Below are 22299 nucleotides of genomic sequence, written 5' to 3' on the forward strand. Positions count from 1 at the left end.
CGAGACGTCGCCCATGAACGCCATCCCTCTCGACAAGCGCGCGGCCCGCGCCCGCACCCTCTGGCTGAAAACGGCAGCGGTTGGCGGCCGGACCCGCGGCACCGCCACGCTGCTGCTCGCCGACACCCTCGCCGCGATCGGCTTCGCCGCCGGACTGGCCACCGCGGTGGCACGGATTCCGCAGGGTTGGACGGCGTGCCTGCCCTGGGCCGGGCTGATGGTGGCGGCCGGTGGCGCGCGCGGCGTTTCGGCGATGATCGCGGTGCGGATCGGCGCGGCCGGTGCGGAAACCACCAAACGCGCCATGCGGGGCCGCGTGATCGAGGCCGCGCTCCACCGGGCGCCCGGATCGGAGATGACCGTCGGCGCGCTGATGACGGCGGCGGTCGACGAGGTCGATGCGCTCGACGGTCATGTGGCGCGCTTGCTGCCTGCCCGCCGCGCCGCCGCGCTGGCGCCGCTGCTGGTGATCGCCGCAACCGCGCCGGCCAGCCCGATCGCGGCCGGGATCATGATCGCCACGCTGGTTCCGTTCGTGCTCGCCATGGCGCTGGCAGGCGGCGCGGCGGCGGACGAATCGCGGCGGCAGTTCGATGCCCTGTCCCGCCTCTCCAGCCGCTTCGCCGACCGCATCCGGGCGCTGCCGATCCTGCTCGCTTATCGGGCCGAGGATCGCGAGGCGGCCGCGATCGGCCGGGCGGCCGACGAACTGGCCCGCCGCACGATGCGGGTATTGCGCGTCGCCTTCCTGTCGTCGGCCTCGCTCGAATTCTTCGCGGCGCTGTCAGTCGCGCTGGTCGCGGTCTATGCCGGGTTCAACCTGCTCCATCTGCTGCCCTTCCGCGTGTCTGAGCAGCTCGATCTCGGCCATGCCCTGTTCGTGCTGGCGCTGGCGCCGGAATTTTACGGGCCGATGCGGCGGCTGGCGGCGAGCTATCACGACAAGCAGGCAGCGGAGACGGCGGCCGATCGCCTCGCGCCGATCCTCGCCGAAATGCCCGCCGCATGTCCGCGCGCCACCCCCGCGCACGGGCCGATCCGCATCGATTATCGCGGCGTCACGATCCTCTATCCCGGCGAGGATCGCCCGGCGATCGAGCATCTGTATCTCGGTATCGCACCGGGCGAGACGGTGGCGCTGCTCGGCCCGTCCGGCAGCGGCAAGACCAGCCTGCTCCATCTGCTGCTCGGCCTCGCGCCGCTCAGCGCCGGCGATGTCGAGATCGACGGCACCAGCCTCGCCACCCTCGGCAGTGCCGCCGCCCTGGCGAGCTGGGCGGGCCAGCATCCGCTGCTCGTGCCCGGCACGATCCGCGACAATCTGCTGCTCGCCTGCCCGGACGCTCCCGGTGCCGCGATCGACAGGGCGGTGCGCGGGGCGGGGCTGGAAGCGACGCTGGCCCAGCGCGCGCAGGGGCTCGACACCCCGATCGACGCGCGGGGTAGCGGCCTTTCGGGCGGTGAACGCCGCCGGATCGCGCTCGCCCGCGCGCTGCTCAAGCCGGCGCCGCTGCTGCTGCTCGACGAGCCGACCGCCCATCTCGACGGCCCCGCCGAGGCCGCGCTGGTCGCCACCATCGCCCAGGCGCGCAACGGCCGCACCACGATCATCGCCACCCACAGCGCGACACTGGCGGCGATCGCCGATCGCGTGATCCGGCTGGGAGAGGCGGCATGACCGCCTTCGACACCCTGATCGTCGCCGAACAGCGCGCGCAGCGCCCGATGCTGCTGCGGGCCGCGGCGATGGCCGGTCTGGTCGCCGCCGCCTCGGTGCTGCTGCTCGGTCTGTCCGGCTGGTTCATCACCGCGGCGGCGCTGGCCGGCTCGGCCGGCATCGTCGCGGCGCAGGGCTTCAACTACATGCTGCCGAGCGCCACGATCCGGCTGCTCGCCATCGTCCGCACCGGCGCGCGCTACGGCGAGCGGCTGGCCAGCCATCACGCCGCCTTCGCCGCCCTCGCCCGCATCCGCCCGGCGCTGTTCCGCGCGATCGCCGGCAGCCCGGTCGCCGACGCGCTGGCGCTCGGCACCGGCGAGGCGACGGCGCGGATGGTGGGCGATGTCGATGCCATCGAAGCCCGCTTCGTCCGCCTCTCCACGCCATGGGGCGCTGCGGCGGCGCTGGTCGCCGGACTGTGCCTGGCGCTGATCGGTGGATGGCAGCCGGCGGTGGCGACCGGGCTGTGCGCCCTCCTGCTGCTCGTCGCGGGCGACCGGCTGTCGCGCCGCCTCGGCGCGCCCGCCCGTGACGTCCAGACCAGCACCGGCGCGCTGAAGCAGGAGGTCGCGATGCTGCTCGACGCGACCGCCGAACTGCGCTGCTTCGGCCTCGAAGGCTGGGCCGAGGCGCGCATCGCCGCCGCCAGCCGGATCGCGACGGAGGCCCAGCGCCGGCAGGCACGGGTATCGGGATGGTTCGAGCTGCTCCATGCCGGCGCCCTCGGGCTGGCGGCCGCCTCGGCGCTGATCCTGTCGATCCCGGCCGGGGCGCCGATCGCGGCGCTGGCGGCGCTCGCCGCCGCGATGACCATCGATGGCGCCGCGCCGCTGCTCCGCGCCGCCGCCGAACGCGGGCGGCTGATCGAGGCGGAGGCCCGGCTGGCGCCGATCTTCGCGACGGCGGCGGCCACCGCCCGGCCGGCCAGTTTCTCCTTCCTCGACGCCCCCGACATCGCGCTGCCCGGCCTCACCCCCGTCCTGCTGGAACCCGGCGAGCATGTCGCCCTGGTCGGCCCTTCGGGGGCAGGCAAGACGACATTGATCGAGACAATGGTCGGCCTGCGCGACGCGGCGCCAGGGGCGATCCTGATCGACGGCATGGACCTCGCCACCGCGCCGGCGGGCGCCGCGCGGTGCTGCTTCGCCTGGGTGCCGCAGGATGCCGCCTTGCTGTCGGGAACGGTGCGCCAGAACCTGCTGCTCGCCAACCCGGCCGCCACCGAGGAGGAATTGTGGGTCGCGCTCTACACCGCGGCGCTGGACGACCGGGTGCGGGAGTTCGCGCTCGGGCTGGACGACTGGATCGGGGAGAATGGCGCGCGCCTGTCCGGTGGCGAGCGTCGCCGCCTCGCCCTCGCCCGCGCCTATTGTTCGACGGCGCCGTGGCTGCTGCTCGACGAGCCGACGGAGGGGCTCGACCCCGGCACGGAAAGCCTCGTCATCGAACGCCTGTTCCGTCGCGTCCACCTCACCGGCCAGGGCGTGATCGCGATATCCCATCGCCCGCAGCTCGTCGCATCGGCCGGGCGGACCCTGGCGATCACGGCAGCGACGATCTGCGCCCGCCATCAGGAAGCCGCCTGAGCGCCGGCAGAATTCGAACGCATTTCGGGCCGGCAGCGGATAAGATGCCGCGATGGACCCTGCCGAACCGCCGACCGCAAAGATCACCTATCGCAGCTATCTGCGCCTGCCCGAGCTGCTCGATTGCCAGAGCCCGCTGTCGGACGCGCATGACGAGCTGCTGTTCATTGCGATCCACCAGTCGTCCGAGATCTGGATGAAGCTGTGCATCCACGAACTGGAGGCGGCGCGATCGCATATCGCCCGCGATGCGATTCCCCCCGCGCTCAAGATGCTGTCGCGCGTCTCGCGCATCCAGGCGCAGATGATCCAGTCCTGGGAGATACTGGCGACGATGACGCCGGTGGATTATGATCGGATGCGGGGCACGCTGGGCAGTTCGTCCGGCTTCCAGTCCGATCAATATCGGCGGATCGAGTTTCTGATGGGCAACAAGAACGCCCGGATGCTCGATGTCTTCGCCGACGAGCCCGCCGTCCATGCCAGCCTCGCCACCGCCCTGCACGAACCCAGCCTCTATGACGAGGCGCTGCGGCTGCTGGCGCGACGCGGCCTGCCGCTGTCGGAGGCGGTGCTGCGCCGCGACGTCAGCCAGCCCTATGTCCCTTCGCCGGAGGTCGAGGCCTGCTGGACGCGCGTCTATCAGCAGTCCGATACCTATTGGGATCTCTACGAGCTGGCCGAGAAGCTGGTCGATCTGGAATATCGCTTCCAGCTCTGGCGCTTCGGCCATCTCAAGACGGTGGAGCGGGTAATCGGCTTCAAGCGCGGCACCGGCGGCACGGCCGGCGTCGCCTATCTCGCCAAGGTGATCGAGCAGGTCTTCTTCCCCGAACTGCTCGCGGTGAGGACGACGCTGTGACCGCCGAACCGGCCTTCCCCTCGCTGGATGAAATGCACCGGCGCGACGCGGCGGACCCGCTGCGGCCGTTCCGCGCGCGCTTCGCGCTGCCCGACGGCATCCGCTATTTCGACGGCAATTCGCTGGGCGCGCTGCCTGTCGACACCGCCGCCGGCATCGCGCGCACTGTCACCGAGGAATGGGGCCAGGGCCTCGTCCGCAGCTGGAACGACGCCGACTGGATCGGCGCGCCGCAGCGGGTCGGCGCCAAGATCGCCCGGCTGATCGGTGCCCAAACGCATGAGGTGCTGGTGGCCGATTCGACCTCGGCCAATCTCTACAAGCTGCTCGTCGCCGCCGTGCGGGCACGGCCGGGGCGGCGCGTCATCCTCACCGAACCCGGCAATTTCCCGACCGACCTCTACATCGCGCAAGGGGTCGCCGATCTGCTGCCCGGTATCGAGGTGCGATCCGTCCCGCGCGAGCGAATCGCCGACGCCATCGACGCGACGACGGCGGTGCTGATGCTCACCCATGTCCACTACAAGAGCGGCGCGCGCTTCGACATGGCGGCGCTGACCCGGCGCGCCCATGATCATGGCGCACTGGCGCTCTGGGATCTCAGCCACAGCACCGGCGCGGTGGCGCTCGACCTGCGTGCCGATCAGGTCGATCTGGCGGTCGGCTGCGGCTATAAATATCTCAATGGCGGCCCCGGCGCGCCGGCCTTCCTCTATGTCGCCGAGCATCTTCAGGCGACGCTGTCCTCGCCGCTGACCGGATGGATGGGCCATGCCGCCGGCTTCCGCTTCGAGGATGACTATGCGCCGGCGCCGGGCGTCTCGCGCTTCCTGTGCGGCACGCCGCCGATCCTCGGCCTGTCCGCGCTCGAAACCGGCGTCGATCTGATGCTCGAGGCCGATCGGGCCGCGCTCTTCGCCAAATCGGAGGCGCTGACCACGCTGTTCATCGCTCTCGTCGAACAGCGCTGCGCCGGGCACGGGCTGGCGCTGGCGACGCCGCGCGATCCGGCCGCCCGGGGCAGCCATGTCTCGCTCCGCCACGCCGAGGCCCATGCGATCATGCAGGCGCTGATCGCGCGCGGCGTGATCGGGGATTTCCGCGCCCCCGATATCCTGCGCTTCGGCTTCACGCCGCTCTATGTCGGCTATGCCGACGTCTGGCACGGCGTCGATATCCTGCGCGACGTCCTGCAAACCGGCGAATGGCGGCAAGCACGCTTCCAGCAGCGCGCCGCGGTCACCTGAGCCGGATATGGTGCTCAGCCCGGATATACGCCGTCGAACTTGACGATGCTGGCGGTGAGGCCATGCCCTTCATCCAGGCAATGCCAGTGGATGCTGATCCCTTCCGGGTGCGAGCGCGGGCGATAGAAGCTCTTGATCCCGCATTGCTTGCAGAAGATGTGGCGCGCGCGGCCGGTGCCGAAGCGATAGGTGGTGGTGTCGCGCTGGCCCTCGGTGAGCTTGAAGCGGTCGTCCGGCACGATCAGGTGGAGATAGCCGGTCATCCGGCAAATCTCGCATTCGCAATCGAGCACCTCGACCTCGGGGCCATCCACCACCGCCTCGAAGCGAACCGTGCCGCAATGGCAGCCGCCTTCCACCTTGATCATCTTCATGTCGGCGACCTAGCCGAGCGGACGAGATCGTGAAACCCCCGACACCGCCTTACCCTCGTCTTCTGCACCGTTCGGGCTGAGGCCGTCGAAGCCCCCGCCCTTTCTTGGCGTAACGGTATCCAGCCCGTCGACGGGCTCATGGGAGCGGAAGAAGGAAGTCCGTTTGACAGGCCGCAAACTGTGATCTTAGATTGCGGGCGACAGTCCGGGATGGGGGCAGATATGCGCGGAACGATCACCCGGCGGACTTCGTCAACGGCGTCGCGGTCGGCACGGCAGGGATCACGGCGGCGGGCCTGGCGCCGGGCGGCGCGTCCGCCATCGCCGGCACCGGGACGGCATCGGCGGGCGGGATCGCCGCCACCTATCCGCCGCTGCACACCGGGATGCGGGGATCGCATCCCGGCGCGTTCGAGCAGGCCCATGTGCTGCGCGACGGCGGCCATCCCGGCCGGGGCGAGCCGGTCGATACCGGCGAGCGCTACGATCTGGTTGTCGTCGGCGGCGGGATCAGCGGACTGGCGGCGGCGCATTTCTTCCGCGAGGCCAAGCCCGGCGCCCGCATCCTGATCCTCGAAAACCATGACGATTTCGGCGGCCACGCCAAGCGCAACGAGTTCCGCCCGGCCGGTTCGCCGACTTTGCTCTGCAATGGCGGCACGCTCGGCATCGACAGCCCCCGCCCCTACAGCCCGCAAGCCGATGGGCTGCTCAAGGCGATCGGGCTGGACGTCGAGGCGATGAAGGGGATCGAGAAGGAGGGCGCTTACAGGTCGCGCGGGCTCGGCCACGCCGTCTTCTTCGACAAGGCGACCTTCGGCGCCGACTATCTGGCGACCGGCGCCGACCACAGGCCATGGCCCGAAGTGCTCGCCAAGGCGCCGCTGTCGGACAAGGCCAAGGCCGACATCGCCGCGATCGAAAGCGGCGGGGCGGACTGGATGCCGGGCATGACCTCGGCCGAGAAGAAGGACCGGCTCAGCCGCATCTCCTACAAGGCCTATCTCGCCGATTATGCGAAGGCCGATCCGGCGGCGCTGGCCTATTTCCAGCCGCGATCGCAGGGCTGGTGGGGGGTCGGCATCGACGGCATCACCGCGCTGGATGCGTGGGGCATGAACTTCCCCGGCTTCGCCGGGCTGAAGCTCGACAAGGGCAGCATCCCGCGCATGGGCTATACCCCGATGGGCTATGCCGACACCGGCGGCAGCTACGCGCTCCATTTCCCCGATGGCAACGCCACCATCGCGCGGCTGCTCGTCCGCGCGCTGATTCCCGAGGCGCTGCCCGGCCGGGACGCCGCCGACAGCGTGCTGGCGCAGGCCGATTACAGCCAGCTCGATCGGCCCGGCCAGCCGGTGCGCATCCGCCTCTCCTCGATCGCGCTCGCCGTCCACCATGTCGGAGATCCCGAGACCGCCAAGGCGGTGGCGATCACCTACGTCACCGGCATGGACCTGAAGACCGTCCACGCGGCGCGCGTGGTGATGGCCTCGTGGAACATGATGATCCCCTATATCGTGCCGGAACTGCCCGACGCGCAGCAGGCGGCGCTGCACGATCTGGTCAAGGCGCCTCTGGTCTACACCTCGGTCGAGTTGGCCAATCGGCAGGCGTTCGAGGCGCTCAAGATCTCGCGCGTCTATGCGCCGGGCTGCTTCTTCACCGATTACGGGCTCAACGAGGTGGTCGATGTCGGCGGCTATGCGACGCCGCGCGATCCGTCCATGCCGACGGTGGTGCGGATGGAGCATATCCCATGCGAGCCCGGCCTTCCCGAATTCGACCAGAACCGCGTCGGCCGCATGGCCCTGCTCCAGACCCCGTTCGAGACCTTCGAACGGCATGTCCGCGCCGAGATGGGCGCCGCGCTGGCCGGCGGCGGCTTCGATCCCGATCGCGACATCACCGGCATCACCGTCAACCGCTGGCCGCACGGCTATGCGCCGGAATTCAACCCGCTGTGGGAGCCGGTGCTGCCTGAGGACGAGCAGCCCCATGTCGTCGCCCGGAAAAGATTCGGCCGCATCGCGATCGCCAATGCGGATTCCGGTCGCGCCGCTTATACAAGCAGCGCAATCGACCAGGCGCACCGCGCCATCGGGGAGCTATTGAGCTGATCAAGACCGACGACTCCAGGACCGACCGGGCGCAGCAGGGTGAAGTCACGCTGCGTGCCGGCGTGTATGACGAGCTGCGCCACCGCCTGATCACCGGCCGGATCGCGCCCGGCGTCGGCATCTCGACGCGTGGGCTCGCCCAGCAGCTCGGCGTCAGCCAGATGCCGGTGCGCGACGCGCTCTCGCGCCTCGCCGCAGAGGGCGCGGTCGATATCCGCTCCAAGCGCAAGATCATGGTGCCGACGATGACCGCCGAGCGGCTGGAGGAGGTGATGCACTGCCGCCTGCTGCTCGAACCCGAGGCCGCCGCGCTGGCGCTCCCCGCGATCGACGCGAAGCTGACGCGCGCGCTCCATGCCGCCGACGCCGCGATCGACGCGGCGCTCGAGAGCGGCGACGTCAACGCCTATATGGAGAATAACTACGCCTTCCACTTCCTGATCTACCGCGCGCGCGGCGATGGCGTGCTGACCCGGATGATCGAGACCCTGTGGATGCGCTTCGGCCCGCTGATGCGGGTCGTCTATGGCCGGGTCGGCACCGCACGGCTGGTCGACCAGCACCAGCAGGCGATGGACGCGATCGCGCGCGGCGACGCCGAAGGGCTGCGCGAGGCGATCCGGGCCGACATCGCCGACGGACAGGGGCTGATCGACGTCGAGACCAGCCCGAGCGCCTGAGGCGCCCCGCAGCCGGCCGGGTTCAGGCGGTCATCGCTGGGATTGCAGATCGACGCGGGACAGATGATCCTCCAGCCGCGCGTGGATGGCGGCGGTCAGCCGGAAACTCTTCGGCGCATAGGCGTCGGCCCGCCGGGTCTCGATCTCGATCACGCCCTGCCGCAGCAGGATCGCGATCCAGCGCCCGGCCCGGACCGGCGAGATATCGAGCTGGGCGGACAGCGCCGCCACGTCGATCGAGCGCCCCTCGGCCTCTGCGATATAGGCGGCGAGCATGGCGTCCCACGCGGTATCGGGGAACAGCGAGACGTCGCAGATCGACGCGCGATCATTCTTGCAGGTCACCAGGAAATGCGCCGACGACAGCAAGCGGGCCGGCGCCCGATCCTCGCCGGTATCGACGATCGGATTGATCGTGGCGACGATCAGCGCGGGGCCGACCGCGCCTTCGATCATCGACACCGAATTGGCCACCCACACCAGCGATCCATCGTCGCGCAGGAAGCGCTTGGAGATCTGGAAAGGCTTGCGCGTGGCGCGTAGCCTGGCGATGGCGGCAGCGCATTCCTCGCGATCGGCCGGCGCCGTCACATCCTGGACGAGGCGACCGACGACCGAGGCCGGCTCTGCCCTCAGAATATCGCAAAAACCCTGGTCGCAACTGAGCAGATGCCCTTCGGCATCGATCAGGACATGGCCGGGAACCATCATCGGGCGAGCATACAACGGCAGAACGTTCATCGCCAGCGGCAAGCGCCCGATTAGACCATGCCCTGATCGCCGCGGGATAACTACGCTATCCAAAGCCCGAATCTTTGCTAACATGGTTAATAATCGGGCTGCGGACAGCTTTCACTGACGGAGAGCGCCGGAGATTGGTGTTGCGAGGAATGACGCACGATTCGGGTCGTGCCATCGGGAGTCTGCCATGGTCGGGAGCGTGCTGTCGGATATCTCGCTCCTCGCCATAAAACAGCAGATGCTCGGGATTCTCGGCCGACTCGATCATTATGGCGAGCATATCGCCGCCGCCCATCTCGTCGCCGCGCTGGATGCGCTGGACGATCGGCTGGAGGCCCGCCTCGGCGAGCAGCGCCCGGCATCGACGGAGGACCGGCCGCTCGATCATTTCGCACGCGCCATGATCGATCGGTTCGGCGATCGCGCAGAGGCGGTGGCGCGCGCCCAGCTCGTCGCGGCATCGGGCGACGCCATGCTCGCCTGGGCGACGATCATCGGCCATCTGGAAGCGCTCGTCGCCTGAGCCGCCGTCAGGCCGCGCGCACCCGTGTGATGATATCCTCATATTGGCGGGACAGCGCCTCGCCATTGTAGGTGGCGTAATCGCATTTCGAGAGGATCGACTGCGGCGGGAAGATCACCGGATTGTCGCGATAATCCGGGCCCATCAGCGCCTTGGCGGCGGCGTTGGGGGTCGGATAGCGGATCGTCTGCGAAATCTCCGCGCCGGCCTTGGCATCGAGCAGATAGTTGATGAACTCATGCGCCAGATCGGGGTTGGGTGCGCCCTTGGGAATGCACAGGCAATCGGACGAGATCTGGCTGCCCTGCCGGGGCACCACGAAATCGAGATCCTTGTCCTCCCGCATCACCTGCGCGATGTCGCCATTATATTCGATGACGATGTCGATATCGCCGGACAGCAGCAGATCCTGGCCATTATCGTCGTGGAACACGGCGATATTGGGCTTCTGCCGGATCAGCAGCTCCTCGACCTTCCTGAGCGCCACCGGATCGGCGGTGTTCATCGGGTAGCCGAGATATTGCAGCACCAGCCGCACCAGATCGCCGGCTTCCGAAAGCAGGCCGATGCGGCCCTTATATTGCGGCGAATCGAACACCCATTTCCAGTCGTCCGGCACGCCCTGGATCTTCAACTTGCGATAGCCGAGGCCGAGCACCAGCCAGGTGTAAGGCATCGACCATTTCCGCCCCAAATCGAACGGCGGATTCAGGAAGTCGGGCGCGATATTCTTCAGGTTGGGGATCTTGGCGTGATCGAGCGGCTCCAGCATGTTGGCCGCCGCCATGCGCTGGACGAAATCATTGGTCGGCACGATCACGTCATAGCCCTGGTTGCCGCCGCGCAGCTTGGCGAACAGCTCGTCATTGTTGGAGAACAGGCTCATGTCGACGGTGACGCCGCTCGCCGCCTTGAAATCCTGGAGCGTGGTCTTCCCGATATAGGTATCCCAATTGTAGAAATTGAGATGCTTGCCCGGCGGCGCGCGATGGCAGCCGGCGAGCCCGGTGAATGTCAGCCCGACCGCGGATGCCCCCACCCCGGCGAGGAAACCGCGCCGCGAGGGCGCGAAGGACGGCGGTGCGGCGGGCGGAGTCATGGCAGCGGGCTCCCGTATGAATATCTGCGATCGCAGGCTATGGTGCATCGGCGAAGCGGTCAACGGGAGGGCGTGTGCGGGCGAGCGATCGGATCAGCGACGATGCGGCGATATCGGCCAAGGGCCTCTATCCGCCGAGCTGGTACGCGGCGACCCGCGCCCCCGCGCCGGATGCACCACCGCTCGCCGGCGAGGCGGAGGCCGAGATCTGCGTCATCGGCGGCGGCTATGCCGGCCTGTCGGCGGCGCTGCATCTCGCCCGTGCCGGCCGCAAGGTCGTGCTGCTGGAGGCCGATCGGCTGGGCTGGGGCGCCTCCGGCCGCAATGGCGGCCAGGTCCATGTCGGGATGCGGCGCGAGCAGGAATGGCTGGAAAAGCATCTCGGCGCCGACGATGCCCACGCGCTGTGGCGGATGGCGCTCAATGCCCGCGCCCATCTCGATTGGCTGATCGCGGATCAGGGCGCCGCCTGCGATTTCACGCCCGGCTATCTCCACGTCGATCATCGCGCCGGCTATGTCCGCCACACCCACGCCCATGTCGATCATCTACGTGAGCGCTACGGCTATGAGCATGTTCGGGCGATCGATGCCGAGGAGGCGCGCCACCTCGTCGGCTCGGCCGGCTATCATGGCGGGATGCTCGACATGCGCGGCGGCCACCTGCACGCGCTGAACTTCGCGCTCGGCATCGCGCGCGCCGCCGCCTCGGCCGGCGCCATCCTGCACGAGCATTCCCCGGCGCTGTCGTTCGCCCGCAAAGGTGATCGCTGGCGGATCGAGACGCCGCGCGGCCGCGTGACCGCAGATCGGGTGCTGATCGCCTGCAACGGCTATCTGCGCGGCCTCGCCCCCCAGGTCGAGCAGCGGGTGATGCCGATCAACAATTATGTCGCGGTCACCGCTCCGCTCGGGGCCGAACGCGCCGCCGCCATCGTGCGCGACGGCTATGCGGTCTCCGATTCCCGCTTCGTCGTCTATTATTTCCGGATGACACCCGATCATCGCCTGCTGTTCGGCGGCGGCGAAAATTATTCGTGGCGCTTCCCCGCCGACATCCCCGGCTTCGTCCGCCGCCACATGCTCGCGGTCTTCCCCCAGCTTGCCGATGTCGCGATCGATCATGGCTGGGGCGGCACGCTGGCGATCACGCCCAACCGCCTGCCCTTCGTGCGCGAGATCGAGCCGGGGATGACCGCAATCGGCGGCTTCTCCGGGCTGGGGGTGGTGATGGCGCCCTATGTCGGCAAGCTGGTCGCCGATGCGATGACCGGCGACGACGCCGATTATGCCCGCCTCGCCCGCCTGCCGATCCCGCGCTTCCCCGGCGGCCGGCTGATGCGCTGGCCGACCCTGGTCGCGGCGATGTCCTTCCTGGCGCTGCGCGACCGCCTCTATTGACAGGCGCGCGAAATCTGTGATCACATCATGATAGGCGCACCAAGACGCCAATAGCAGGAGGCACCAACGAGGCGAAGACCAAGGGGGTTGGGGCATGATCGCGACACGACATATTGCACGCCATCATCCGGCCGTGCGCGGATTTTGGGCGTCCGGCGGCCTGCTGCTCGCTGCGCTGCCCGCACCTTCGATCGCGCAGGCGACCACCGCCGCGCCGCCTGCCGCTTCGGCCACGCCACCGCCCAAGGCCGGGCCGCCCGAACCGGCGCCGTTCGGCGAGATCGTCGTCACCGCGACCCGCACCGAACAATCGATCTCCAAGGTGCCGATCAGCATCAGCGCGTTCAACCAGCAGGCGCTCGACCTCAAGGGCGCCAAGACGCTGGCCGACGTCGCCCGCTTCACGCCGGGCCTCCAGTTCGACAACGGATCGAACCAGATCGCCATCCGCGGCATCTCGTCCAACGCCGGCGCCGGCACCACCGGCATCTATATCGACGACACGCCGATCCAGATCCGCAATCTCGGCTTCGATTCCGACGATACCCTGCCCGCCATCTTCGATCTCGATCGCGTCGAGGTGCTGCGCGGGCCGCAGGGCACGCTGTTCGGCGCCGGCTCGGAGGGCGGCACGGTGCGCTACATCACGCCGCAGCCGGGGCTCGACCAATATACCAGCTACAGCCGCGCCGAAGTCTCCAGCACCGCGCATGGCGGGATGAGCTGGGAGGTCGGCTCGGCGATCGGCGGCCCGATCGTGGACGACAAGCTCGGCTTCCGGATCAGCGCCTATCACCGCCACGACAGCGGCTGGATCGACAAGACCGACTATGACGGCAATGTGCTCGACAAGAACACGAATTACGCGAACGTCACCGTGATCCGCGGCGCGCTCACCTGGGCGCCGGCCGAGAATTTCAAGATCACCCCGTCGGTCCAGTATCAGCAGCGGCTCACTGCCGACGACGATTTCTACGTCGAGGGCCAGTCCGATCCCGGCCGGGGCGTGTTCAAGGATTCGAGCCCCGAATATCGCCGCAACCCCGATCATTTCGTGCTGCCGGCGCTCAAGCTCGACTGGAAGGCCGACGCTTTCGAGGTGGTCAGCAACAGCAGCTACTTCAAGCGCCGCAACGTCTCGGGCTATGACGGCACGGTCTACGACCTGTCCTACTACCAGACGCTCGACGGCCGGCTGCCCGACGCAAATGGCGACACCCCGCCCTTGCTGACCGCGAAAGGCATCGATCCCAGCGTCGATTATTATCTGAGCCCCAGCGTCGTCACCAACAAGCAGCGCATCTTCACCCAGGAGGTGCGTATCCAGTCGACCAATCCCGGCGCGCCGATCACCTGGGTCGCCGGCATCTTCTACCAAGACCAGCATCAGCTGAGCCGCGAGGAGCTGGTCGATCCCAAGGGCAACCAGTTGTTCGAGCAGCTGTTCGGCATGTCGCTGGAGGATTATTTCGGCGCCGCGGCGGACAATGACGGCCCGCTGCCGCTCTATGACGGGCGCGACAGCTACATCAACCAGTCGAAGAGCCGCGAGAAGCAGATCGCCGGTTTCGCCGATGTGACCTGGCACATCACCCCCACGCTCTCGGTCACCGGCGGCGGCCGCTTCGAGAAGGTGACCTACAGCTTCGTCAACTTCGCCGACGGCCCGCAGAATTACGGGCGCACCGATGCGTCGGGCCACACCAGCTCCACGCCGTTCCTGCCCAAGGCCAATATCTCGTGGCAGATCGACCGCGACGACCTGCTCTATGGCACCTATTCGCGCGGCTTCCGGCCCGGCGGCGCCAATGCGCCGGTGCCCTATGACGCCTGCTCGGACGATTTCGACGGGCTCGGCATCAAGGGCGCGCCGTCCTCCTACAAGTCCGACACGGTCGACAGCTTCGAGGTCGGCACCAAGAACAAGCTGTTCGATCGCAAGCTCTCGATCGAGGCGAGCGCCTTCACCATCCAGTGGAAGGGCATCCAGCAGTTCGTCACCCTGCCCGAATGCGCGATCATGTATATCGACAATCTCGGCAAGGCGCGGGCGCGCGGCTTCGACATCCAGCTGACCGGATCGCCGCTGCCCGGCGTCACCCTCGACATGGCGATGGGCTATACCGACAGCCGCTACACCAAGACCGCGCAATATGAATCGCCGACCTCGATCCTCGCGGTGAAGGGCGACAGCCTCGGCGGGGCACCGTGGACGGTCAGCCTCGGCGCGCAATATGATTTCCCGGCATTCGGCGAACGGGGCTATGCCCGCGTCGACTATCAATATGCCAGCCGCAGCAAGCGCACCAAGGAAATGGATCCGAACGCGATCGCCAGCTACGACCCCGGTATCGTCAGCTCGGACGCCACCCACTTCGTCGGCCTGCGCGCCGGCGCGCTCGTCGGCGGCATGAACATCTCGCTGTTCGTCGACAATCTGCTCGATTCGGCGCCTTTGCTCGATCGCACCCATCAGGGCATCGACACCCTGCTCTACACCGATCGCACCTGGCGCCCGCGCACGGTCGGCCTCACCGCCAGCTATCGGATGTAGCGGAACGAGCGGTTCCAAAGGGGGGCGCCGGATGGCATGAGGCGGGGATGACGATCCAGCCCCCCGCCCCGTCCGCAGCTGCCTTGCCACGCCCGTTCCGCGCGAGGATCCTCGCATGGCGGGTCTCGGCATGACCGCGATCGGCATCCTCGGCGGCACCGGCCGCATGGGCCGCGCGATCGCCGACGCGGCCACGGCAGCGGGCGTCGCGATCGCCGGAACGACCGCGCGGGACGGCACGACCAGCATCGCCACGCTCGCCGGGGCGGCCGACGTGCTGGTCGATTTCACCACGCCCGATGCCCTTGCCGGCCATCTCGACGCCGCCGTCGCGGCGGGCACCCCGCTCATCATCGGCACCACCGGCCTGCTGCCCGATCATCACGCGCTGATCGACGCGGCCGCGGCGCGCATCCCGCTGATCCAGACCTACAACACCTCGCTCGGCGTCAACCTGCTGCGCGGCCTGGTCGAGGAGGCGGCACGCCGGCTCGGGCCGGACTGGGACATCGACATCGTCGAGATGCACCATCGCCACAAGCTCGACACCCCATCGGGCACCGCGCTGCTGCTCGGCGCCTCGGCGAATATCGGGCGGGGTGCGGCGGACGGCCACGCGCTCAACCGCTTCGATCGGATGCAGGATGGCCCCCATGGCCGCGAGGAAGGCGGCATCTATTACGCCTCGCTGCGCGGCGGGTCGGTCGCCGGCGACCATCAGGTGATCTTCGCCACCGACGGCGAGCGGATCGAGCTCGGCCACCGCGCCGAAAGCCGTGCGATCTTCGCCAAGGGGGCGGTGAAGGCGGCGCTGTGGCTCGCCGAACCGGGCCGCGCGCCGGGCCGCTACACCATGGCCGACGTGCTGGGCCTCGCGTGAAGAAGGCCGACATCTTCGAATTCTACCGCCGCCTCGCCGAGCATGATCCGGCGCCGGAGACGGAGCTGCAATGGACCAACCCCTATACGCTGCTGGTCGCGGTGGCGCTGTCGGCGCAGGCGACCGATATCGGCGTCAACAAGGCCACCAGGCGGTTGTTCGCGGAGGTGGATACGCCGGCCGCGATGCTCGCACTCGGCGAAGCGGGCCTGAAGGCGCATATCAAGACGATCGGCCTGTTCAACACCAAGGCCAGGAACGTCATCGCCGCCGCACAGATGCTGGTCGATCGCCATGGCGGGGTGGTGCCCGAGGATCGCGCCGCGCTGGAGGCATTGCCCGGCGTCGGCCGCAAGACCGCCAATGTCGTGCTCAACGTCGCGTTCGGGCATGAGACGATCGCGGTCGACACCCATATCTTCCGCGTCGCCAACCGCACCGGCCTCGCCCCCGGCAAGGATGTCCGCACCGTGGAGGACAAGCTCGAGAAGGTGACGCCCCAGCCCTTCCGCTCGCACGCCCACCACTGGCTGATCCTGCACGGCCGCTACATCTGCAAGGCGCGAAAACCGGAATGCTGGCGCTGCCCGGTCGCCGACCTGTGCCGCTTCCGACCCCAGACGCCCCCGCCGGCGGCCGCGAAGGTATAGACCGGCCGACTGGTGCGTTATGGTCGTCTCGATCAGCCGGAGCCATTTGCCATGATCCGCCCCCTCGCCGCCGCCCTTATCCTCGTCGCGCTGGTCGGCCCCGCCGACGCCCGCCCGCTCAAGCCCGAGCAGGAGGCGAAGATCCAGCCGGCCGGCAAGGCGGTGAACTGCATCTCCGCCCACAGCATCCGCGAAACCCGCGTGCGCGACGACCGCACGATCGATTTCTACATGGCCGGCGGCAAGGTCTACCGCAACCGGCTGCCCAACAGCTGCCCCGAACTCGGCTTCGAGGAGCGGTTCGGCTACGAGACCAGTATCGACCAATTGTGCAATGTGGACATCATCCATGTCCTCCACGATGGCCCGTCGGCCGGGGGCGCGGCGTGCGGGCTCAGCCCGTTCCAGCCGATCTCGGGTGCGCCCCGCTGATTATCACGGAAGGGCTGGCGGTCGCGAAAAGCCTCTGCTAGGCGTCCGCGCAGGCACCCGTAGCTCAGCTGGATAGAGCGCTGCCCTCCGAAGGCAGAGGCCACTGGTTCGAATCCAGTCGGGTGCACCACTTCCCCTGATATGAGCGCCCCGGTTTTCCGGCCGCTTCCGCCCTCGCCACGCGATCAGCTCCGCTTGGGCAGGGCGAAGGCGATCGTCTCGTCGCCATAGCGCGTGCCCAGCGCACCGTGGCCGCCGGCGGTGATGACGACATATTGGCGGCCGTCGCTGGCGGTGTAGCTCATCGGTGTCGCCTGGGCGCCGGCCGGCAAGCGCGCCTTCCACAGCTCCTGGCCGCTCGCAATATCGTAGGCGCGCAGATATTGATCGGTGGTCGCACCGACGAACACGAGCCCGCCCGCGGTGATGATCGATCCGCCGAGGTTCGGCGTGCCGGTCTTGAGCGGCAGATTATATTTCAGGCCGAACACGTTGGTGTCGCGCGCGGTGCCGAACACCTTCTGCCACAGGATCTTGCGGGTCTTGAGATCGATGGCGACGAGCTTGCCCCACGGCGGCGCCACGCACGGCGTCATGAACGGGCTGAGCCACGCCCGCACGCCGCCAAGATAGGGCGTGCCACGTTGGGCATAGGCCTGCAACGCCGCGGCATTCTCGCCGCCGGTGGTGCCCTGCGCGGCGAGCTTCTTGCCCCACGCGGTCTTCTTGTCGATCAGTTGCGTGTAGAAGGGCATCTGCATCGTGTTGATCGTCATGACATGGCGATCGGTATCGATCGCGGCGCCGCCCCAGTCGGTCACGCCGTCGAAGGCCGGGTTGCCGATCGCCGGCGTCGGGCCGGTGGGCGTGAAGATGCCATCGTTGCGGGCCTTGGCGAACTCGACCCGGCACACCAGCATGTCGATCGGCGTGGCGCCCCAAATATCCTGCGGGGTGAGCTTGGCGGGCGTCAGGCTCGGCATACCGACCGAAAAAGGCTGGGTCGGCGATACGAATTCGCCCGGAGGTCCGCCGCGGGTGCTGACCGCGCGCTCCTGTACCGGGGCGATCGGCTTGCCAGTCACGCGGTTGAGCATGAACAGCTGGCCGGTCTTGGTGGTCTGGATCAGCGCGGGGGTGCCGTCCGGCATGTCGAACAGCGAGGGCGCGATCGGCAGATCGAAGTCCCACATGTCGTGGTGGACGGTCTGAAACGACCAGCGCAGCTTGCCGGTCGAGGCGTCGAGCGCGACGATCGACGAACCGAAGCGGTTGTCGAACGGCCGGCGCTGGGCGTTGTAATAGTCCGGGGTGGCGTTGCCGGTGCCGAAATAGACCATGTTGAGCTTGGCGTCGCCGGTGATCGCGCCCCAGCTGTTGGGCGTGCCGCGGGTGTAGACCTGCCCTGCCGGGAGCGTACCGGCAATGCCGTCCGGCGAACGGCCGATATCCCAGAACCAGATCTGGTGGCCGTCGATCGGACTATAGGCGCGCACCACGCCGGACGGCTCGTCGACCGACTCATTGTCGATGATGCGGCTGGCGACGATCACATTGCCGTTGACGATCGCCGGTGGCGACGTCTCGATCTGGTAGGCCGGCGGCGAGGCACCGGCATGATCGCGCAGGCTGATCGCGCCGTTGGTGCCGAACCCGGCGCAGACCTTGCCGGTGTCCGCGTCGAGCGCGATCAGTTCGGCGTTGAAGGTCGGCAGGAACAGGCGATGCTTGCAGGCCGTCGCGGCGGGGGTGGCGGTCGAGGCGTCGTAATAGGAAAGGCCACGGCAGACGAGATAGCCGTTGCCGGTCGGATCGAAATGCGGATCGAACTTCCATTTCACCCGGCCGGTGGTCGCATCGAGGGCGAGCGCGGTGGAATGTGGCGTGCAGGTGTAGAGGGTATCGCCGATCTTCAGTGGCGTCGCCTCGGAATGATATTCGCGGACATGCTTCTGTTCGGCGCTATCGGCCTTGTCGCCGGTATGCGCGACCCAGGCGAGCGTGAGCTGGCCGACATTGGCGGGGGTGATCTGGTTGACCAGCGCGTAGCGATCGCCGGCCGAGGTGTTGCCATAAGCGGGCCAGTCGGTCGGCTGGCCGGCCGCGATCGGCGGAATGGGGCCCTGCGCGATCGCACCCGGCGTGTGCAGCGCGAGCATCGCGGCACTCCCCGCGACCACGACGAGCGCGGCGCCGCCGGCATAGACGGCGCGGTCACGCGGGCCGCGCGGCGTGGTGCGGGCGGTTCGGCCGGGGCGGAACCAGGGGATCAGATAGAGCAGCATCAGCACCGACGGCGCGAACAGCCGCGCCTCCAGCTTCCAGACATCGCTGCCGGATTCGGCGATCGACCAGATCAGGGTGAAGAGCCACACCGCGCCGTAGATCCAGACACCGTGACGCCGGTCGCGGATCGTCTCGATCCCGGCGGCCACCATGCCGATACCGGCGATGACATAATAGACCGAGCCGCCCAGCAGCGCGAGTTCGCCCCCCTCGATCGCGAAGAACACGCCCAGCAAGGCGACGAGCAGGCCCAATAGACGGGCTGGCCAAGGTGCTACGTGCATAGGCGCGCAATCTCCGATCATCTCGTGCAGAGAGACGTTCATCGGAGAGAAAGGTTTCCTGATCGCAAGATCAGGATCGCGCTTCACTGCGGCACGCCCGAGATTGCGCCGTGAAACGGGTGCTGCGGCGCGGCGCGGCGCACTTTGACCAAGCCAGTCGCGACCTTGCCCGTCGATTGCGCATCTGCCTCAAAAAAGGCCTGAATTGACGCTTTACCAGGGTTGATCGGAACCTTGCGACGACGTTACGGTTCCCTACGCAAATTCTGCAATTCCGCACATGATGGGAACATAGTGGCCGACGTCGAACCCCAGGTTGATCTGACCAACTGCGATCGGGAACCCATCCATCTGCTTGGCGCGATCCAGCCGGTCGGGTTTCTCGTCGCCGTGAGCACCGACTGGATCGTGGCGCGGACCTCGGCCAATATCGGGAGATATCTCGGTCACGAACCCCAGGCGATGATCGGCAATCCGCTGGCCGACTTCGTGCCGCCGAAACTGCTTCACGACCTGCGCAACCGCCTCGCCTATCTGAACGCGCCGGACATGGTGGAACGGATCTTCGGCTGCCTGCTGCAGGAAGATGGCGGCCCGTTCGATATCGCCATCCATTTGTCGGGCAGCCAGATCATTCTCGAGGCCGAGCCCGGCACGCCCGAAAACGGTGACTCCAACGGATCGGTTCGGGCGATGATGGCGCGGCTGGACGGCCAGGCCGACATGCAGGGCTTCTACCGGGAGGGCGCGCGCCAGGTCCGGGCCTTGCTCGGCTATGATCGGGTCATGGTCTACAGGTTCGCGCCGGACGGCTCCGGCGAAGTCGTGGCCGAAGCCGCCAAACCCGGAATCGGCTCGTTCAAGGGGCTGCATTATCCGGCCAGCGACATCCCGCAACAGGCGCGGGCCCTCTACAAGCGCAATCTGATCCGGCTGATCCACAATGTGGACGCAGACCCCGTCGGCATCGTCCCCGCGCTCGACGAGAACCGCAAGCCCCTCGATCTGTCCTTGTCGGTGCTCCGGTCGGTGTCGCCGATCCATATCGAGTATCTCCGGAATATGGGCGTCGGGGCGTCGCTCTCGATCTCGATCATCGTCGACGGTGCGCTGTGGGGGCTGTTTTCATGCCACCATTATTCCCCCCGCTCGCCGACCATCGAGCGGCGTTCCACCGCGGAACTGTTCGCGCAGATGTTTTCCATGCGGCTCGAAAGCCGTGAACGCCGGGCGCTGGTCGAATATGAGCGGCGCGCGCGCGACATCTCGGACCAGCTGCTCGGCGCGGTCGCTTCGGACGAGACGCTGCTCAACGATCCCGACTGGCTGGCGGACATCCTCACCAGCACGATCCCGGCCGATGGCGTCGGCGTATGGATCAACGGCAATTACGCCTTCTCCGGCCGGACGCCGCCGACCGACGATTTCCGTCGGATCGTCCGGGCACTGAACGGCACCGCCGCCGGGCGCGTCTATGCGACCGATCATATCGGCTCGTTGGTCGAGCGGGCGGCCGCCTTCGCCAGCGAGGCGTCGGGGTTGCTGGCGATTCCGATCTCGCGCAGCCCGCGCGACTATGTCGTGCTGTTCCGCTCGGAGCTGCGCGAATCCGTGCGCTGGGCGGGCGATCCGCACAAGCCGCTGGAATATGGCCCGAACGGCCCTCGCCTGACGCCGCGCGAGAGCTTTGCCGAGTGGCAGGAGCAGGTCGAAGGCCATTCCAAGCCCTTCTCGCCGTCCGAACTCCGCGTCGCCGAAACGCTGCGCGCCACCCTGATCGAGGTGGTGTTGCGGCTGGCGGACGAGGCGGCGGCGCACCGTCATGCCGCCAATGCCCGCCAGGAATTGCTGATCGCCGAGCTCAACCACCGCGTGCGCAACATCCTCGGCGTCATTCGCGGGCTGATCCGCCAGTCACAGCCCGACGAGGCGGCGGTCAAGGGCTTCGTCAAGGTCGTCGACGGACGCATCCACGCGCTGGCGCGCGCGCACAACCAGATCACCGACGACCATTGGGGGCCTGCGCCGCTGCAGGCGCTGATCGACGCCGAAGCCGGCGCGTTCGCGCAGCACAAGGAGAGCGCGATCATCGCGGAAGGGCCTCCCGTCCTGCTCAACCCGCAAGCCTATTCGACGATGGCGCTGGTGCTGCACGAACTCGTCACCAACTCGACCAAATATGGCAGCCTGTCCGGCAATGGCGAAGTCCATATCCGCTGGCACCGCAACCACGCCGACGATCTCGAACTGAGTTGGCAGGAGAGCGGCGGCCCGCCCGTCCGCAAACCGACCCGCAAGGGGTTCGGCACGACGATCGTGGATCGCTCGGTGCCCTATGATCTCGGGGGGGCGGCCAGCATCGATTATGATCCGGCGGGCGTCCGCGCCAAATTCTCGATCCCGGCGCGCCATGTGTCCGAGCGCCGGGACCATAAGGGGCCGAGGATCCAGCTTCCCAGCTCCAAAAACCCCCATGCCGCCCCGGTGAAGCCGAACCTGCTCGAAGGCCGCTCGGTGATCCTGGTCGAGGACAGTCTCATCATCGCGCTGGACGCCGAGGATATCATCACGCGCTTCGGCGGCGAGATCATGACGGCGTCGACGCCCGAGGCCGCGCATGACATGCTCGATGCGACCAAGCCGGATTTCGCGATCCTCGACATCAATCTCGGCGACAAGACCAGCTTCGGGATCGCCAATCGGCTTCTGGACATGGGCGTGCCGTTCTTCTTTGCGTCCGGCTATGGCGAGCAGGCGAAGCTGCCCGACGAGCATCGCGGCCGGATCGTCGTGCAGAAGCCGTACACGACCCACAATATTGCCCGCGCGGTGGAGGATCTTCTGGACCTGTGACCCCGCTA

17 protein-coding genes and 1 tRNA gene are annotated in these 22299 nt (G+C 67.9%); 14 read left to right on the plus strand and 4 right to left on the minus strand.

Going from position 1 to position 22299, the window contains the following annotated elements; genetic code table 11:
* Positions 1-13 precede the first annotated feature (13 nt).
* The 4 genes from cydD to kynU are packed head-to-tail and all read left to right on the plus strand — an operon-like array spanning position 14 to position 5415.
* On the plus strand, positions 14-1678 hold the full coding sequence (gene cydD, locus PBT88_RS12925) for a thiol reductant ABC exporter subunit CydD (RefSeq protein ID WP_270075752.1): 1665 nt from the start codon (positions 14-16) through the stop codon (positions 1676-1678).
* Positions 1675-3306, plus strand: coding sequence for an amino acid ABC transporter ATP-binding/permease protein (locus tag PBT88_RS12930; protein WP_270075753.1), 1632 nt, complete (start codon positions 1675-1677; stop codon positions 3304-3306). Before cydD ends, PBT88_RS12930 begins: the two co-directional genes overlap by 4 nt.
* A gap of 52 nt (positions 3307-3358) precedes the next feature.
* Positions 3359-4168, plus strand: a complete 810-nt coding sequence (locus PBT88_RS12935; protein WP_270075754.1) for a tryptophan 2,3-dioxygenase — start codon at positions 3359-3361, stop codon at positions 4166-4168.
* Between the two features lie 32 nt (positions 4169-4200).
* Positions 4201-5415: a kynureninase gene (kynU, locus tag PBT88_RS12940; protein ID WP_270079254.1), complete on the plus strand. Its 1215-nt coding sequence runs from the start codon at positions 4201-4203 to the stop codon at positions 5413-5415.
* Positions 5416-5429: 14 nt separating this feature from the next.
* Here the strand turns inward: kynU and PBT88_RS12945 are convergent, their stop codons facing one another.
* The gene (locus PBT88_RS12945) at positions 5430-5789 is read right to left on the minus strand and encodes a GFA family protein (RefSeq protein ID WP_270075755.1); all 360 of its coding nucleotides are present in this window, start codon (positions 5787-5789) and stop codon (positions 5430-5432) included.
* 191 nt (positions 5790-5980) lie between these two features.
* Here PBT88_RS12945 and PBT88_RS12950 point away from each other — a divergent pair, with 191 nt between their 5' ends.
* Positions 5981-7909, plus strand: coding sequence for an NAD(P)/FAD-dependent oxidoreductase (locus PBT88_RS12950; protein WP_270075756.1), 1929 nt, complete (start codon positions 5981-5983; stop codon positions 7907-7909).
* 62 nt (positions 7910-7971) lie between these two features.
* Positions 7972-8589, plus strand: coding sequence for a GntR family transcriptional regulator (locus tag PBT88_RS12955; RefSeq protein ID WP_270075757.1), 618 nt, complete (start codon positions 7972-7974; stop codon positions 8587-8589).
* 30 nt (positions 8590-8619) lie between these two features.
* On the opposite strand, the gene PBT88_RS12960 is transcribed toward PBT88_RS12955, so the two are convergent.
* Positions 8620-9300 (minus strand): PAS domain S-box protein, encoded by a 681-nt coding sequence (locus tag PBT88_RS12960; RefSeq protein ID WP_270075758.1) that lies wholly within the window; start codon positions 9298-9300, stop codon positions 8620-8622.
* Between the two features lie 217 nt (positions 9301-9517).
* On the opposite strand from PBT88_RS12960, the gene PBT88_RS12965 reads away from it, so the two are divergent.
* Entirely contained in the window at positions 9518-9853 is a 336-nt protein-coding gene (locus PBT88_RS12965; RefSeq protein ID WP_270075759.1) for a hypothetical protein, read from the plus strand.
* Between the two features lie 7 nt (positions 9854-9860).
* Here PBT88_RS12965 and PBT88_RS12970 read toward each other — a convergent pair whose 3' ends face one another.
* Positions 9861-10952: an ABC transporter substrate-binding protein gene (locus tag PBT88_RS12970; RefSeq protein WP_270075760.1), complete on the minus strand. Its 1092-nt coding sequence runs from the start codon at positions 10950-10952 to the stop codon at positions 9861-9863.
* Positions 10953-11026: 74 nt separating this feature from the next.
* Between PBT88_RS12970 and PBT88_RS12975 the strand changes: the two genes are divergently transcribed.
* From PBT88_RS12975 to PBT88_RS13000, 6 genes are all read left to right on the plus strand, one after another.
* Complete coding sequence (locus PBT88_RS12975) at positions 11027-12352, plus strand: NAD(P)/FAD-dependent oxidoreductase (RefSeq protein ID WP_270075761.1); 1326 nt, start codon at positions 11027-11029, stop codon at positions 12350-12352.
* A gap of 133 nt (positions 12353-12485) precedes the next feature.
* Entirely contained in the window at positions 12486-14906 is a 2421-nt protein-coding gene (locus tag PBT88_RS12980; RefSeq protein ID WP_270075762.1) for a TonB-dependent receptor, read from the plus strand.
* A 130-nt stretch (positions 14907-15036) separates the two neighbouring features.
* Positions 15037-15786 (plus strand): 4-hydroxy-tetrahydrodipicolinate reductase, encoded by a 750-nt coding sequence (gene dapB, locus PBT88_RS12985; protein ID WP_270079255.1) that lies wholly within the window; start codon positions 15037-15039, stop codon positions 15784-15786.
* Positions 15783-16436, plus strand: coding sequence for an endonuclease III (gene nth, locus PBT88_RS12990; protein WP_270075763.1), 654 nt, complete (start codon positions 15783-15785; stop codon positions 16434-16436). The genes dapB and nth overlap by 4 nt, the downstream gene beginning before the upstream one ends.
* Positions 16437-16487: 51 nt before the next feature.
* Entirely contained in the window at positions 16488-16868 is a 381-nt protein-coding gene (locus tag PBT88_RS12995) for a hypothetical protein (RefSeq protein ID WP_270075764.1), read from the plus strand.
* Between the two features lie 53 nt (positions 16869-16921).
* Positions 16922-16998 (plus strand) — tRNA-Arg (locus PBT88_RS13000).
* A 55-nt stretch (positions 16999-17053) separates the two neighbouring features.
* On the opposite strand, the gene PBT88_RS13005 is transcribed toward PBT88_RS13000, so the two are convergent.
* Positions 17054-19438, minus strand: a complete 2385-nt coding sequence (locus tag PBT88_RS13005; RefSeq protein WP_270075765.1) for a membrane-bound PQQ-dependent dehydrogenase, glucose/quinate/shikimate family — start codon at positions 19436-19438, stop codon at positions 17054-17056.
* A gap of 294 nt (positions 19439-19732) precedes the next feature.
* Between PBT88_RS13005 and PBT88_RS13010 the strand changes: the two genes are divergently transcribed.
* Positions 19733-22291 carry an HWE histidine kinase domain-containing protein gene (locus PBT88_RS13010; RefSeq protein ID WP_270075766.1) on the plus strand — a complete coding sequence of 853 codons (2559 nt, stop codon included), beginning with the start codon at positions 19733-19735 and terminating at the stop codon, positions 22289-22291.
* Positions 22292-22299: the final 8 nt, after the last annotated feature.

Origin of the sequence: Sphingomonas abietis, from assembly GCF_027625475.1 — a bacterium.
Taxonomy (GTDB): Bacteria; Pseudomonadota; Alphaproteobacteria; order Sphingomonadales; family Sphingomonadaceae; genus Solisphingomonas; species Solisphingomonas abietis.

Bases quoted from the DNA above. Each gene is read 5' to 3' on its own strand.
- dapB (WP_270079255.1), top strand. From the start codon at position 15,037: ATGACCGCGATCGGCATCCTCGGCGGCACCGGCCGCATGGGCCGCGCG.
- cydD (WP_270075752.1), top strand. From the start codon at position 14: ATGAACGCCATCCCTCTCGACAAGCGCGCGGCCCGCGCCCGCACCCTC.
- PBT88_RS12930 (WP_270075753.1), top strand. From the start codon at position 1,675: ATGACCGCCTTCGACACCCTGATCGTCGCCGAACAGCGCGCGCAGCGC.
- PBT88_RS12965 (WP_270075759.1), top strand. From the start codon at position 9,518: ATGGTCGGGAGCGTGCTGTCGGATATCTCGCTCCTCGCCATAAAACAG.
- PBT88_RS12995 (WP_270075764.1), top strand. From the start codon at position 16,488: ATGATCCGCCCCCTCGCCGCCGCCCTTATCCTCGTCGCGCTGGTCGGC.
- PBT88_RS12960 (WP_270075758.1), bottom strand. From the start codon at position 9,300: ATGATGGTTCCCGGCCATGTCCTGATCGATGCCGAAGGGCATCTGCTC.
- kynU (WP_270079254.1), top strand. From the start codon at position 4,201: ATGCACCGGCGCGACGCGGCGGACCCGCTGCGGCCGTTCCGCGCGCGC.
- PBT88_RS12970 (WP_270075760.1), bottom strand. From the start codon at position 10,952: ATGACTCCGCCCGCCGCACCGCCGTCCTTCGCGCCCTCGCGGCGCGGT.
- PBT88_RS12935 (WP_270075754.1), top strand. From the start codon at position 3,359: ATGGACCCTGCCGAACCGCCGACCGCAAAGATCACCTATCGCAGCTAT.
- PBT88_RS12945 (WP_270075755.1), bottom strand. From the start codon at position 5,789: ATGAAGATGATCAAGGTGGAAGGCGGCTGCCATTGCGGCACGGTTCGC.
- PBT88_RS13005 (WP_270075765.1), bottom strand. From the start codon at position 19,438: ATGCACGTAGCACCTTGGCCAGCCCGTCTATTGGGCCTGCTCGTCGCC.